Here is a 12683-nt window from a genome sequence, read left to right on the forward strand (position 1 = left end):
TGTGATGGACATCGGTGTGCTGCCCCGGGTCGACGAGCACGCGACGGTCGTGGCGGCGACAGCCGTCGAGGTCTGGGACGCGCTCGGCGCGAGCCTGGAGCAGTCGTTCGGCCGCCCCCGCTCGGCCCGGTACGCACGTCTCGTCGGCGTCGCCGACCGTAGGGCGTCCGGGCCGCGGCCACTCGTCGAGGGGGCGGTCGTGCCCGGGTTCCGGGTGGCCGACGCGGTCCCGGGCCGGGAGCTCGTCCTCGTCGGGCGGCACCGTTTCTCGACGTACGCGCTGATCTTCCGGCTGGAGCCTGAGGGGGCGGGCACCCGACTGCGGGCCGAGACGCGGGCGCGATTTCCGGGGCCCGCCGGTGCCCTCTACCGACTGCTGGTCATCTCCTCGGGGGCGCACGCCCTGCTCACCGGGCGCCTGCTTGCGGGGATCCGGCGCCGCGCCGAGCAGGTCACGTAGGAGACCCGGAGGAAAACCTCCGCAGCAGCGGGGAGAGCACCAGCACCGACTTGGTGCGCTCCACGAACGGCTCCCCCGCGATCCGCTCCAGGACCCGTTCGAAGTGCCGCATGTCGGAGGCGAAGACCTGGACCACCGCGTCGGCGTCCCCGGTGACGGTGGAGGCGGCCACGACTTCCTGATAGCGCTCCAGGCCCCGCTGGATGGTCTCCGGGGAGGTGTTGCGCCGGCAGTAGATCTCGACGAACCCCTCGGTCTCCCAGCCGAGGGCCGCCGGGTCCACCCGCACGGTGAAACCGGTGATGGCTCCGGTCGCGCGCAGCCGGTCCACGCGCCGCTTCACCGCGGGCGCGGACAGACCGACGATCTGCCCGATGTCCGCGAAGGAGCGGCGGGCGTCCTCGGCGAGGGCGTGCACGATGCGTTCGTCGAGATCGTTCAGCACGGTGGGTGGATCAGCTTTCGGGTGTTGCGAGTCGGGAACGGCGATGGCCGTACACGAAGTAGAACACGAGCCCGGCGGCCATCCAGACCCCGAAGACCACCCAGGTGACGGTGGACAGGCTGCCCATCATCCAGACGCAGAAGCCGAGGCCCAGGGCGGGCAGGACCGGCGAGAGCGGGACGCGGAACGTGCGGGGCATGTCCGGACGGGTCCGGCGCAGCACCACCACGGCGATGTTGACCAGGGCGAAGGCGAAGAGCGTGCCGATGCTGGTGGCGTCGGCGAGCTGGCCCAGCGGGATCGCCGCGGCCAGCACTCCGCAGAACAGGGACACGATCACCGTGTTCGCCCGGGGCGCCCCGGTCTTCGGGTGGACCCGCCCGAACACCTTCGGCACGAGCCCGTCCCGGGACATCGCGAAGAGGATGCGGGTCTGGCCGTAGAGCACGGTCAGCACCACGCTCGCGATGGCGACGACCGCGCAGAACGCCAGCAGGGTGCCCCAGAAGCTCTGCCCGGTGACGTCCCGCATGATCTGGGCGAGGGCGGCCTCGGAGTCGTTGAAGTGCTGCCAGGGCTTGGCGCCGACCGCGACGGCCGCGACCAGGACGTACAGCGCGGTCACGATGACCAGCGACAGCATGATCGCGCGCGGCAGGTCGCGCTGGGCGTTCCTGGCCTCCTCACCGGCGGTGGAGGCGGCGTCGAAGCCGATGTAGGAGAAGAACAGCGTGGCCCCGGCCGCGCTCACGCCCGCCATGCCCAGCGGCATGAAGTGCTCGTAGTTGCCGGAGCGGAAGCCCTGGACGCCGATCGCGCAGAACAGCACCAGTGCGGCGATCTTGACGACGACCATGACGGTGTTGGCGCGGGCCGACTCGCGGGCGCCGCCGAGCAGGAACGCCATCGCGAGGAGGACGACGATCAGCGCGGGCAGGTTGAAGACCCCGCCGTCGCCGGGCGGGGCGGACAGCGCGTCCGGGATGGTGACGCCGATGGTCCCGTCGAGCAGCTCGTTCAGGTACTCGCCCCAGCCGACGGCCACGGCGGCGACCGAGACGCCGTACTCCAGGACCAGGCACCAGCCGCATATCCAGGCGATGAGCTCGCCCATGGTCGCGTAGGCGTAGGAGTACGAGGATCCGGCGACCGGGATGGTGCCGGCCAGCTCGGCGTAGGAGAGGGCCGAGAACAGGGCGGTCAGGCCGGCGATCACGAAGGACAGCGTGACGGCCGGGCCCGCCTTCGGCACGGCCTCGCCGAGGACCACGAAGATGCCGGTGCCGAGCGTGGCGCCGATGCTGATCATCGTCAGCTGCCAGAGGCCGAGCGAGCGCCGCAGCGCCCCTCCGTCGCCCTGGCCGCCCTCGGCGACGAGGCGTTCCACCGGCTTGCGCCGCATGAGGCGCGCGCCGAGCCCCGTCGCCTGTGGGGTGCGCTGTCGCGGGGGTGCGCCTTGGTCGAGCACGCGCTGACTCCTTCGTCGTTGCAGGTGGGTACAGCGAAGCACCCTATGAGGCCGGGGGTCACAGCCGTAATGCAGCAACCTTGCACGCACTCGCAAGATCGTTGCGTTCCGCACCGAAGGGCGGCCCTTCGTTGCGCATACCCCTCACCGGGCATGCGAACGGCCCCCGCATCCCGGCGGGGGCCGTTCGCGACGGACCTAGCTCCAGCTGGCGTGCAGCGGCTTGCCCTCCGCGTAGCCGGCCGCGCTCTGGATGCCGACGACCGCCTTCTCGGCGAACTCGGCCAGGGAGTTCGCACCCGCGTAGGTGCAGGAGGAGCGGACACCCGCGATGATCGAGTCGATCAGGTCCTCGACGCCCGGACGGGCCGGGTCGAGGAACATCCGGGAGGTGGAGATGCCCTCCTCGAAGAGCGCCTTGCGGGCCCGGTCGTACGCCGACTCCTCGGACGTACGGTTGCGCACGGCACGCGCGGACGCCATGCCGAACGACTCCTTGTAGAGCCGCCCGCTCGCGTCCTGCTGGAGGTCGCCCGGCGACTCGTAGGTGCCCGCGAACCACGACCCGATCATCACGTTGGACGCGCCGGCGGCCAGCGCCATGGCGACGTCGCGGGGGTGCCGTACCCCGCCGTCGGCCCACACGTGCTTGCCGTACTTCCGCGCCTCGGCCGCGCACTCCAGCACGGCGGAGAACTGCGGCCGGCCGACGCCGGTCATCATCCGGGTGGTGCACATGGCACCGGGGCCCACGCCGACCTTGATGATGTCGGCACCGGCCTCGACGAGGTCCCTGACGCCTTCCGCGGCCACGATGTTGCCGGCCACGATCGGGACCTGCGGGTCGAGCGCCCGGACCGTCCTGATCGCGGTGATCATCGACTCCTGGTGGCCGTGGGCGGTGTCGATGACGAGCGTGTCCACGCCCGCGTCGAGCAGCTGCTTGGCCTTGCCCGCCACATCGCCGTTGATGCCGACCGCGGCGGCGATCCGCAGCCTGCCCTGCGCGTCGACGGCCGGGGTGTACAGCGTGGCCCGGAGCGCGCCCTTGCGGGTGAGGATGCCGGCGAGCCTGCCGTCCTCGTCGACGGCCGGGGCATAGCGGCGGTTGGCCGCGTCGAGCCGGTTGAAGGCCTCGCGCGGGTCGATGGCGGCGTCCAGGAGCAGCAGGTCGCGCGACATGACGACCTCCAGCTGGGTGAAGCGGTCGACGCCGGTCAGGTCCTGGTCGGTGACGACACCGACGGGCCGGCCGGCCTCGTCGACGACCACGCCGGCGTTGTGCGCGCGCTTGGGCAGCAGGGCCAGGGCGTCGGCGACGGTCTGGTGCGGGGCCAGCACGATCGGGGTGTCCAGGACGTGGTGGCGGCTCTTCACCCAGGACACGACCTCGGTGACGACCTCGATCGGGATGTCCTGCGGGATGACGACGAGGCCGCCGCGCCGGGCCATCGTCTCGGCCATGCGGCGCCCGGCGATGGCGGTCATGTTGGCGACGACCAGCGGGATCGTGGTCCCCGTGCCGTCCGGGGAGCTGAGGTCCACGCCTTGCCGCGAGCCGACGGCGCTGCGGCTCGGGACCATGAAGACGTCGTCGTACGTCAGGTCGTACGGGGGCTGGATGTCGTTGAGGAAACGCACGTGCTGCACATCCCAGTCGATCGGAGGCGGCCCCCGGTCAGGTCAGCCAGGGGGAAAGAGCACGTACTTCATTCTCCCACGTCGGCCGCGCAGTCACCCACGGGCGAATCGTCCAGACCGGCCGGAGGGGCGTTGGGACGAACCTCCAAGGGCGGCCGCGCACCGCGTTCCCGAGCGGCGCGGAGGGGCGGCCACCGCACGGTGACCGCCCCTCCGTCCACGCTGGGATGCCCCGACGTCAGGACCCGTCCGGGTCCGCCCGGCTCAGGGCCGGCTTCGGGGTGGGGCCCGCCGTCATCAGGGAGTCCGCGGCGGAGGTGTCCGTCACCAGGCTGGTGACGAGCCCCGACCGCAGCACCGCGTCGATCGCGGCCGCCTTCCGCTGCCCGCCCGCGATCGCGACGACCTCGGGGATACGGCGGAGCTGGTCGGCCTTGACGGTGATGCACCGCTCGCCCAGGTCCCGGCCGACGCGGCGGCCCTCGGCGTCGAAGAGGTGGGCGGACATCTCGGCGGCGACACCGAGCGAGGCGTAGTGGCCGCGCTCCTCGTCGCTGAGCATGTCGTGCACCGTCGAGATGCCGGCCTCCCAGGAGCCGATGGAGACACAGGCGACCGTCACCTTGTCGAAGTACTCGAAGGCCCGGGCGATCCCGGTCTGGTTGCGCAGCGCGGCCGCGGTCGCCGCGTCCGGCAGCAGCATCGGCGCGTAGATGGGGTGGGCGTCCCCGCCGGACACCTGGGCTGCCCGCCGTACCGCCTCCACCGAGCCGCGCTCGGCGGTCCCGGCGTCGTAGACACCCGTCAGCTGCACGACCGTGCAGGGCGGCAGCCGGTCCAGGGCCGCCGCCATGTGGATGGTGGACCGGCCCCACGCCAGTCCCAGCACATCCCCTTCCTCGACCAGCTCGCCGAGCAGGTCGGCGGCCACTTCCCCCAGGTTCTCCGGGTCGGGCGAGTCCTCGGCATCGGCCGGGGACTCGACCACGACGGCGTGCCTGAGGCCGTAGCGGGCGCGGAGCGCGTCGGAGCGCTCGGCGTCCAGTTCGGCCGGCACGCGGATCTCGATCCGTACGAGATCCCGTTCGAGGGCGGTCTCCAGGACCCGGGCCACCTTGAAGCGGCTGACGCCGAACTCCTCCGCGATCTGGATCTTGGACTTGCCCTCGAGGTAGAAGCGGCGGGCCATGGCCGCCGCCTGCACCAGCTCAGCGGGTCCCATCCGCATGGCTGACCGGCCCGCCGACATACCCGACACGGCGATCTCCTCACTGCTGTTCACACTCTGGATTCGCCGTTCATCCTTGCAGATCCGGCGCACTTGATCAGCCCTGATCGAAGCCGTTCACGTTCCTGACGCCCGGGGTCTTCCCGGCGGGCCCGGCCAGGGACGCGTGGCCTGGCACGTCCATCTGCGGCGTTGTCGTCGGTCGCCGACTCCCCCACGCTCGAACAACCTCACGCGGGAGGGGCCCCCATCGCGTCGACTCCCTCCTCCGCCTCGCAGCTGCACGCACCAGGCCCCGTTCACTGGCGTGGACCGGATTCCGTCGGTTCCTGCCGGCCGGGCCCTCCGGGAAGAACCTGGTGGTCGCACGCCCACGACGCCTTGGCGGTCGCCTCCTCGGCCTGCTTGCGCAAGGCACGTACCGCTTCGGCCGGGTCGGACGCCCCGTACACCGCGGACCCTGCGACGAAGACGTCGGCTCCCGCCTCCGCGCAGCGCTCGATGGTGTCGGCCGAGACCCCGCCGTCGACCTGGAGCCACAGCTCGAGGCCGTGCTTCCTGATCAACTCGCGGGTCCGGCGAATCTTGGGGAGCATGATGTCGAGGAAGGCCTGTCCCCCGAAACCGGGCTCGACCGTCATGATCAGCAGCATGTCGAGCTCGGGGAGCAGGTCCTCGTACGGCTCGATCGGCGTCGCGGGCCTCAGCGCCATGGAGGCACGCGCGCCCTTGGCCCGGATCTCCCGGGCGAGCCGCACCGGAGCGGCGGCCGCCTCCACGTGGAAGGTGACGGAGGAGGCCCCCGCCTCTACGTACTGGGGCGCCCAGCGATCGGGGGCCTCGATCATCAGATGGCAGTCCAGCGGGGTGTCCGTCGCACGGGCCAACGACTCTACGACCGGCACGCCGAGCGTGAGGTTCGGGACGAAATGGTTGTCCATGACGTCGACGTGGAGCCAGTCGGCTCCCTCGACCGCCTTCGCCTCGTCGGCGAGACGGGCGAAGTCGGCGGACAGGATGCTGGGGTTGATCTGCGCGGCCATACCCCAAGCCTCCCATGCCGGGGCCCCACGGGGCGCGCCGGTCCGGACCTAAGCCGTTCATCGGATGTTGTGAACGAGCTGTGCGTGCCATGCTGGGCGGCTGCTCGACTCGACTGGTGGCGCCGGGGGTGGCCATGACCGGAAATCGAGGCATCGCGCACTTCGTCTGCGGACGGCGTGCGAAATGGGTGGTACTGGCCCTGTGGCTGGTGGTGCTGTTCCTGACGGCACCGCTCGCCTCCAAGCTCACCGACGCCCAGGACAACGACGCGGCCTCCTGGCTGCCCGGCTCCGCGGAGTCGACCCAAGTCCTCCAGATCTCCGAGGACTTCAGGCCGGAACAGATCCCCGCGGTCGTCGTCTACGCGCGCGAGAGCGGTCTCACGGCACAGGAACGGGCCGGCATCGCGAAGGACGTCGCCGAGATCAAACGGCTGACGGCGCACGGCATCCGCGGACCGGAGACCCGGGGACCGGTCTACGACCGGCCGAACGACCCGCGCGCGGCCCAGATCATCGTCCCGATCACCATGGACGAGAAGGGCTGGGAGGAGATCGCGCCGGCGGTCGACTCGCTCCGTGACGTGGTGGGCAAGGGCGGCGACGGACTCGCCGTGCACATCACCGGGCCCGGCGGCACCTCCGCGGACTTCTCCAAGGCCTTCGAGGGCATCGACTCGACCCTGCTGCTGTCGGCCATGGGCGTCGTGATCGTCATGCTGCTCATCACCTTCCGCAGCCCCACCCTGCTCCTCGTCCCGCTGCTCTCGGTGGTCTCGGCGCTCTTCACGGCCCAGGCCTTCATCTACCTGCTCGCCCAGCACGCGGGCCTGACGGTCAACGGCCAGAGCGCGGGCATCCTGACGGTCCTCGTGTTCGGGGCGGGGACCGACTACGCCTTGCTGCTGGTCGCCCGTTACCGGGAGGAACTCCACCACCACGAGGACCGCCACGAGGCGATGGCCCGCGCCCTGCACCGCGCGGGCCCCGCCGTGCTGGCCTCCGGCGCGACCGTCGTCCTGAGCATGCTGGTGCTGCTGGCCGCCGAGATGAACTCGACCCGCGGTCTGGGCCCGGTCGCCGCGATCGGCGTCATGGTCGCCCTGGTGGCGATGATGACCCTGTTCCCGGCCCTGCTGGTGATCTTCGGCCGCTGGATCTTCTGGCCGGCGACCCCGCGCTTCGGCGCCCCCGACCGCATCGAGACCGGCGTCTGGGCCCGCACCGGCCACCGGATCGCCCAGCGGCCGCGCATGGTCTGGATCATCACGGCACTGGTCCTCGCGGTGTGCTCGCTGGGCCTGATCCAGCTGCGCGCCGAGGGCATCTCCAACGCGGACGCGTTCACCGGCAAACCGGACTCGATCACCGGCCAGGAGGTGTCCGCGAAGTACTTCCCGGCGGGCAGCGGTGACCCCCTGGTCATCGTCAGCAACCAGGCACAGGCACGCCAGGTGGGCGAGGCGGTCGCGGGCACACGGGGCGTGGTGCCGGAGTCCCTCGGTCTGCCGCCGGGCACGAAACCGGCCTACGAGGGCAAGGTCCTGTTCGAGGCGACGATGACGGCCCCGGCCGACAGCGAGGCCGCGAAACAGACGGTCGAGCGGGTGCGGGACGCGGTCCACGCGATCCCGGACGCCGACGCGCAGGTCGGCGGCGGTACGGCCGCGCTGCTGGACATGGACAGGGCGACCACGCACGACAACCTGGTGATCATCCCGCTGGTGCTCGCGGTCGTCCTGCTGATCCTGTGCGGACTGCTGCGCGCCTTGATCGCCCCGCTGCTGCTGATCGGGACCGTGATCCTGTCCTTCGCGGCGGCCCTGGGCATCAGCGCCCTGGCCTTCCGTCACCTCTTCGACTACGCGGGCGAGTCCACGGACTTCCCGCTGTTCGTCTTCGTCTTCCTGGTCGCCCTCGGCATCGACTACAACATCTTCCTGACCACCCGGATCCGCGAGGAGGCGGCCCACCGCGGCACACGGCCGGGCGTGGTCACGGGCCTCGCCGCGACCGGCGCCGTGATCACCTCCGCAGGCCTGGTCCTGGCCGGCACCTTCGCCGCCCTCGGCACCCTCCCCATGGTCGCCTTCGCGGAGATCGGCTTCGCGGTCGCACTGGGCGTCCTCATCGACACGTTCATCGTGCGGTCGGTCCTGGTGACGTCCCTGTTCCTGGACGTGGGCGAGAAGATCTGGTGGCCGCACAGCCTTGCCAGGGAGGGGGACAGGTCGACCCGCCCAGGGGCGCGGGGAACTGCGCGACCGGCCACGACGGCGCCGCAGACGAAGGACCCGCTCTCCTGATCGCGGCGAGCCACCCCTAGGCTGCCGGAATGCGAGAGCCGACGGTGCGCACCAGGGTGGCCGCCTACGTCCTGCGCCGACGTGCCGGACGGCCGCCGGAGCTGCTCGTGTTCGACCACGACGCGGACCTGCCGCCCGGCACCCACGTCCCGGCGGGCGGCGTGGCCCCGGCGGAGCCTCTGGAAGAGGCGGTGCTGCGGGAGGTCGCCGAGGAGTGCGGCCTGACCTGCGTACGGGTGCTGCGCCCCGTCGCGGAGGAGCGCACCCCTCACCCGATCCGCCGCTTCCCCCGCCACACCACCTTCTTCGAGCTGGAGGTGGACGGCGACGCGAACGTCCCGGACGCGTGGGACCACCGCGTGACGGGCGCGGGCCGTGACCACGGCATGACGTTCCACTGCCGCTTCGAGCCGCTCCCCCTGTCCTTCCCGTTGGCGGACGGTCAGGACGCCTGGCTGGGCCGCCTGGACGGATGAGCACGTCGCCGGGCGGCCCCACGACAGAGGGCGCTGGTCACGCCGTCCGACGGAGCAACGCCAGATACATCGCATCGGTCCCGTGCACATGCGGCCACAACTGGACGTCCGGCCCCTCACCGAGGTCCGGCACGCCCGGGAACAGTGGTCGCGCGTCGATCAGTTCAGTGGACGGCCACTGCTTGAGCACGTCCTCCACGACCGCCCGCGTCTCCGCGAGATGAGGCGAACACGTGGCGTACCCGACGACCCCGCCCACCCTGACGGAGTCCAGCGCGGTGCTCAGCAACTCCCGCTGCAACGGCCCGAACCCCTCCAGATCCTCCGGCCGGCGCCGCCACCGCGCCTCCGGGCGCCGGCGCAGCGCCCCGAGCCCGGTGCACGGCACGTCCATCAGCACCCGGTCGAAGGTGCCGGGTCGCCAGGGCGGCCGGGTCCCGTCCGCGGCGATGACCTGGTACGGCCCCGGGTTCCCGTGGAGCGCCTTGGCGACGAGTCCGGCGCGGTGGGGCTGCTTCTCGGAGGCGAGCAGCACGGCTCCCCGCTCGGCGGCCAGCGCGGCGAGCAGCGCGGCCTTGCCCCCGGGCCCCGCACAGCCGTCGAGCCACTTCTCGTCCCGCCCCTCCACGGGCGCGTTCGCGAGGGCCAGCGTGACGAGCTGACTCCCCTCGTCCTGCACCCCGGCCCGGCCCTCGCGGACGGCGTCCACGGCACCGGGCTCACCGCCCTCGGCCAGCCGGACGGCGTACGGCGACCAGCGTCCTGGGGCGGCGGCCTCCTCGCGCAGCAACTCCTCGGTGCCGGACCGGCCCGGCCGGGCGACCAGCGTGACCTCGGGCCGCTCGTTGTCGGCCGCCAGCAACCGCTCGATGCCGGCCCGCCCGCCGCCGAGGGAGTCCCACAGCGCGGAGACGACCCAGCGGGGGTGGGAGTGCACGACGGCGAGGTGGTCCTCGGGGTCGTCGTCGTAGGGCGGGGCGACCTTGGCGAGCCACCCGTCGAGATCGTCCTGGGCGACCTTGCGGAGCACGGCGTTGACGAACTTGGCCCGTCCGTCCCCGAGCACGACCCGGGCGAGCTCGACGGTGGCGGACACGGCGGCGTGCGTCGGAATGCGCGTCCCGAGCAGCTGGTGCGCGCCGAGGCTCAGCACGTCGAGCACCGGCGGGTCGACCTCGCGGAGCGGCCGGTCGACGCATTCGGCGATGATCGCGTCGTACGTCCCCTGCCGGCGCAGTGTCCCGTACACGAGCTCGGTGGCGAGCGCCGCGTCCCGCCCCTCGAAGCCGCCCTTCTCCCGTGCCTTGCGCAGCAGCGGCGGCAGGACGAGGTTGGCGTACGCGTCCCGCTCGTCCACGGCCCGCAGCGCCTCGAAGGCGAGGATACGGACGGGGTCCTTCTGGGGCCGCCGGTAGGGCTTGCCGGGCTTGCCGTTCTTTGAGGGCCGGCTGGGCTGCTCGCTCACGAAAAAAGTGCTCCGGGGGTATGGGCTGGATACGCCCCAAGGGTACGTCCGCCGGGGGCGGAACCGCCCTCCGAGGTGCGCCTCACCCCGGCCGGGGCGGGACCGGCCTCCGAGCAGCGTGTCACCCCGCCGGGCGGGACCGGCCTCCGAGGAGCGCGTCACCCCGCCGGGCGGGACCGGCCTCCGACGAGCGCCTCACCACGCCGGGCGGGACCGGCCTCCGACGAGCGCCTCACCACGAGAGGCCCCGGCGGGTCCCCGTGAGGCGCTCGGCGTCACCGACCCGCCGTCACTTCCGGCGTCACCCGCCGACGCTCTCCCCGTCCGCGATCCTGACCCCCCGCGCCCAGTCCGCGGCCTTCATCGGCTTCTTCCCCTGCGCCTGCACCCAGAGCAGTTCGACGCCGTACGACCCCGTACCGACGTGGACGCTGTTCTTGCCGACGGCGAGCGCGCCGGGTGCGAGATCGGTCCGCTCGGTGGCCGGTCGGACCTGGATCAGCTTGAGCCGCTCGCCACGGAACGTCGTCCACGCCCCGGGCGCCGGGTGGCACCCGCGCACGACACGGTCCACCCGCAGCGCCGGAGCGGACCAGTCCACCCGGGCGTCCTCGACGGTGATCTTCGGCGCGACGGTGATGCCCTCGGACGGCTGCGGTACGGCCTTCAGCGTGCCGTCCGCGATCCCGTCCATGGTCGCCTCCAGCAGCCCGGCCCCGGCGAAGGCGAGCCGTGTCAGCAGGTCACCGCTGGTGTCGGTGTGCCGGATCTCCTCGGTGACGGTGCCGTAGACGGGCCCGGAGTCCAGCCCCTCCTCGATGAGGAAGGTCGAGGCCCCCGTGATCTCGTCCCCCGCCATGATCGAGTGCTGCACGGGAGCGGCACCGCGCCAGGCGGGCAGCAGCGAGAAGTGCAGGTTGACCCAGCCGTGGGCTGGGATGTCGAGGGCGACCCTGGGCAGCAGGGCGCCGTAGGCGACCACGGGGCAGCAGTCGGGGGCGATCTCCCGCAGCCGCTCGAGGAACTCGGGGTCCCGCGGCTTGACCGGCTTCAGCACCTCGATCCCCGCCTCCTCGGCCCGCTCCGCGACGGGGCTCGCGACCAGCCTGCGCCCCCGCCCGGCCGGCGCGTCCGGCCGCGTGACGACGGCGGCGACCTCGTGCCGCCCGGAGGCGATGAGAGCGTCCAGAGCGGGAACGGCGACCTCGGGAGTACCGGCGAAGACGAGCTTCATGGGTGGGCGGGACCTCTCGGACGAGGGTGACGACGGGCGACGCACAAGTCTATGGCGCCCCGCACCCGGGCCCCGCGAGGAACCCCCGCGGCAGCGCCCCACACCCTTGGCCAAGGCGCGCACTCCCCGCCCCCGGCGCACGCATATGCCGGTACGCCCCCACTGCGTGACCAGCGGAGCGTAGACGCGTTGGTCAAGAAAGAGTTGACCACAACGGGCCGCGATCGCGGCCCCATCCTTTTCAACGCCGGTTCGAGAGGCTTGTTCATGGCCGACCACGCAACCCACGACGCCCAGGCTCGGGCCAGCCTGCACTTGCTGGTGCGGGACATCGAGCGGGTCCGCCGGCAGGTGGACGCACTGCGCACACTGACCGCCCAGCTGGGCAACGTCTACCGCCCGCGCCGCTCCGGCCCCTCCACGGGCTTCGTCGTCTACGGACGCGCCCCCGCCCCCACGGTCCGTCTCGCGCAGGAGCTGCGGGACAGCGTCGAGACCCTGGTGACGGCCGCGGTCGACTTCGACCGCTCGCTCGGCTTCTCGTGGGACGCGGTGGGTTCCGCCCTCGGGGTCACCAAGCAGGCGGTCCACCGCCGTTACGGCGCCCGCAGGGCCGCGGCCCAGACCACGGCCGACACCGAGCGCACCCCCGAGCCGACGGGAACCCGCACGGTCAGCGTCAACACCGGCATCCCCGCGGTCCCGTCGGTCCCCACGGTCCCCGCGGCCCGCTCCATGCCGACCCAGCCCACCGCGGGCAGCCCCGCCCTCCGCGAGGACGCAAGACCCACCGCCTTCCCCAGCCCCCGCAACGGCTGATCCCACCCGTCCCCTCCTCTGCCCTCCCCTCTCCGGGGAGGGCAGACGCATGTACGGCAGGCGCTCTGGCGACACGGACGGCCGGGGTGTGTACTGGG

The 12683-nt window shown here is 72.4% G+C and carries 10 protein-coding genes and 1 pseudogene; 4 read left to right on the top strand and 7 right to left on the bottom strand.

The genetic code is table 11. The features are described 5' to 3' along the window. Positions 1 to 4: 4 nt before the first annotated feature. Complete coding sequence (locus tag AQJ54_RS26135; RefSeq protein WP_062028204.1) at positions 5 to 460, top strand: SRPBCC family protein; 456 nt, start codon at positions 5 to 7, stop codon at positions 458 to 460. Here the strand turns inward: AQJ54_RS26135 and AQJ54_RS26140 are convergent. From AQJ54_RS26140 to rpe, 5 genes and pseudogenes are all read right to left on the bottom strand, one after another. Then, positions 453 to 905: an Lrp/AsnC family transcriptional regulator gene (locus tag AQJ54_RS26140; protein ID WP_020138123.1), complete on the bottom strand. Its 453-nt coding sequence runs from the start codon at positions 903 to 905 to the stop codon at positions 453 to 455. The genes AQJ54_RS26135 and AQJ54_RS26140 overlap by 8 nt on opposite strands. A 10-nt stretch (positions 906 to 915) precedes the next feature. Next, positions 916 to 2373, bottom strand: coding sequence for an amino acid permease (locus AQJ54_RS26145; RefSeq protein WP_062241442.1), 1458 nt, complete (start codon positions 2371 to 2373; stop codon positions 916 to 918). A gap of 198 nt (positions 2374 to 2571) precedes the next feature. Next, positions 2572 to 4014 (bottom strand): GuaB1 family IMP dehydrogenase-related protein, encoded by a 1443-nt coding sequence (locus tag AQJ54_RS26150; RefSeq protein WP_062028862.1) that lies wholly within the window; start codon positions 4012 to 4014, stop codon positions 2572 to 2574. A 238-nt stretch (positions 4015 to 4252) separates the two neighbouring features. After that, the gene (locus AQJ54_RS26155; RefSeq protein WP_062241444.1) at positions 4253 to 5296 is read right to left on the bottom strand and encodes a sugar-binding transcriptional regulator; all 1044 of its coding nucleotides are present in this window, start codon (positions 5294 to 5296) and stop codon (positions 4253 to 4255) included. 305 nt (positions 5297 to 5601) lie between these two features. Further along, a pseudogene (gene rpe, locus AQJ54_RS26160) lies at positions 5602 to 6285 on the bottom strand (ribulose-phosphate 3-epimerase); the annotation flags it as partial. 134 nt (positions 6286 to 6419) lie between these two features. Here rpe and AQJ54_RS26165 point away from each other — a divergent pair. Both AQJ54_RS26165 and AQJ54_RS26170 read left to right on the top strand, forming a co-directional pair. After that, positions 6420 to 8591: an MMPL family transporter gene (locus AQJ54_RS26165; protein ID WP_062241868.1), complete on the top strand. Its 2172-nt coding sequence runs from the start codon at positions 6420 to 6422 to the stop codon at positions 8589 to 8591. A gap of 29 nt (positions 8592 to 8620) precedes the next feature. Next, on the top strand, positions 8621 to 9067 hold the full coding sequence (locus AQJ54_RS26170; RefSeq protein ID WP_062028211.1) for an NUDIX domain-containing protein: 447 nt from the start codon (positions 8621 to 8623) through the stop codon (positions 9065 to 9067). A gap of 37 nt (positions 9068 to 9104) precedes the next feature. Here AQJ54_RS26170 and AQJ54_RS26175 read toward each other — a convergent pair whose 3' ends face one another. Together AQJ54_RS26175 and fmt are read right to left on the bottom strand one after the other, a co-directional pair. Continuing rightward, complete coding sequence (locus AQJ54_RS26175; protein ID WP_062241448.1) at positions 9105 to 10532, bottom strand: RsmB/NOP family class I SAM-dependent RNA methyltransferase; 1428 nt, start codon at positions 10530 to 10532, stop codon at positions 9105 to 9107. 301 nt (positions 10533 to 10833) lie between these two features. Beyond that, a complete protein-coding gene (gene fmt / locus AQJ54_RS26180; RefSeq protein ID WP_062028214.1) occupies positions 10834 to 11766 on the bottom strand; it encodes a methionyl-tRNA formyltransferase in 933 nt (310 codons plus the stop codon). A gap of 267 nt (positions 11767 to 12033) precedes the next feature. Between fmt and AQJ54_RS26185 the strand changes: the two genes are divergently transcribed. Further along, positions 12034 to 12585: a hypothetical protein gene (locus AQJ54_RS26185; protein WP_062241451.1), complete on the top strand. Its 552-nt coding sequence runs from the start codon at positions 12034 to 12036 to the stop codon at positions 12583 to 12585. Positions 12586 to 12683: the final 98 nt, after the last annotated feature.

It is taken from the genome of Streptomyces griseorubiginosus (assembly GCF_001514195.1).
GTDB classification, from domain to species: domain Bacteria; phylum Actinomycetota; class Actinomycetes; order Streptomycetales; family Streptomycetaceae; genus Streptomyces; species Streptomyces griseorubiginosus.

Coding starts and splice junctions, on each gene's coding strand:
- AQJ54_RS26135 (WP_062028204.1), top strand. CDS start 5: ATGGACATCGGTGTGCTGCCCCGGGTCGACGAGCACGCGACGGTCGTG.
- AQJ54_RS26165 (WP_062241868.1), top strand. CDS start 6,420: ATGACCGGAAATCGAGGCATCGCGCACTTCGTCTGCGGACGGCGTGCG.
- AQJ54_RS26170 (WP_062028211.1), top strand. CDS start 8,621: ATGCGAGAGCCGACGGTGCGCACCAGGGTGGCCGCCTACGTCCTGCGC.
- fmt (WP_062028214.1), bottom strand. CDS start 11,766: ATGAAGCTCGTCTTCGCCGGTACTCCCGAGGTCGCCGTTCCCGCTCTG.
- AQJ54_RS26185 (WP_062241451.1), top strand. CDS start 12,034: ATGGCCGACCACGCAACCCACGACGCCCAGGCTCGGGCCAGCCTGCAC.